Here is a 1,497-nt window from a genome sequence, read left to right as displayed (position 1 = left end):
AATTAAAAAAGGGTTAGCTAAGTATGCGGCACTTTTTTTAGCGGCAAGTCTTTCTATGTCGGTTGCTGCTGTTGAATATGCTGCTAACTTTAAGGGCACAGATATTAATGAGTTTATTAATATTGTGGGCAAAAACCTTAATAAAACCATCATTATTGATCCTAACGTGCGTGGCAAAGTTAATGTGCGCAGTTATGAGTTAATGGATGAGGCACTTTATTATCAATTCTTTTTAAATGTATTAGAAGTTTACGGCTATTCAGCTGTTGAAATGGATAACAACATTATAAAAATAGAAAAAAGTTCAGATGCTAAAAAATCCAATGTACCGTTAATTACAACGGACAGCGATGCAGCTGGCGATATGATGATCACTCGGGTTGTGCGAGTTAAAAATGTCAGCGTACAAGAGTTAGGCCCTTTGGTTCGCCAGTTTAGTGACCAAAAAGATGGCGGTCATGTTGCTAACTTTAATGCCGCTAACGTGATGATGCTAACAGGACACGCAGCCTCAGTTAATCGTTTGGTAGAAATTATTCGCTCTGTTGACCAAGCGGGTGATAAGCGCGTTGATATTGTAAAACTTAAATATGCAACAGCTGATGATGTGGTATCGGTAGTTGATAATATTTATAAAGACAGTGGCAAGGGCAGCGTTCCTGAGTTTTTAATTCCTAAAGTTGTGGCTGATGGCCGAACTAATAGCGTGATTGTGAGTGGTGAAGGTCAAGCTCGTACCCGCGCCATTGAGCTTATTAAACGTCTCGACGGCGAACTTGAAAGCCAAGGTAATACCAAAGTATTTTACCTAAACTACGCAAAGGCAGAAGATTTAGTCAAAGTACTTCAAGGTGTGAGTAAATCGCTGGCAGAGGATTCAAAAGGCGGAGCAACCAATAATGCGCGTAGCAGTAATAGAAACGACACTAGCATTGAAGCTCATCCAGATTCTAACTCACTCGTGATCACCGCTCAGCCAGATACGATGCGTTCACTAGAGTCAGTAATTGAGCGTTTGGATATTCGCCGCGCACAAGTATTAGTGGAAGCCATTATTATTGAAGTGATGGAAGGTGATGGCGTTAACTTTGGCCTGCAATGGATTTCAGAGCAAGGTGGGATGCTACAATTTAATAATGGTACAACAGTACCTGTTGGTTCGTTAGCCGTAGCGGCAGAACAAGCCCGTGATAAAACGGTGACTAAAAATATCATTGGTACTGAATCAGGTACTGTCACCAAATATGATGAAACAACTGAAGGTGACTACGGCCCACTAGCCTCATTACTCGGTGGTATTAATGGCTTAGCCATGGGGGTAATTAAAAATGACTGGGGCGCAATTGTTCAAGCGGTTTCAACCGACACTAATTCGAATATTCTAGCGACTCCATCTATTACTACAATGGATAACGAAGAAGCATCTATTTTAGTTGGTCAAGAAGTGCCAATCATTACTGGTTCGCAAACAGGTAGTAACAACGAAAATCCATTTCA

Annotated in this window: 1 protein-coding gene; it reads left to right on the top strand. The window is 41.0% G+C overall.

The features are described from left to right. On the top strand, positions 1 to 1,497 hold a 1,497-nt coding region (locus AC3WVG_RS11780; protein ID WP_488798311.1), incomplete at both ends, for a secretin N-terminal domain-containing protein.

The sequence above is a fragment of the Desulfovulcanus sp. genome, assembly GCF_982781345.1.
The sequence above is the reverse complement of the archived record's forward strand: the minus strand, read 5'-3'. Positions and strand labels throughout refer to the sequence as shown.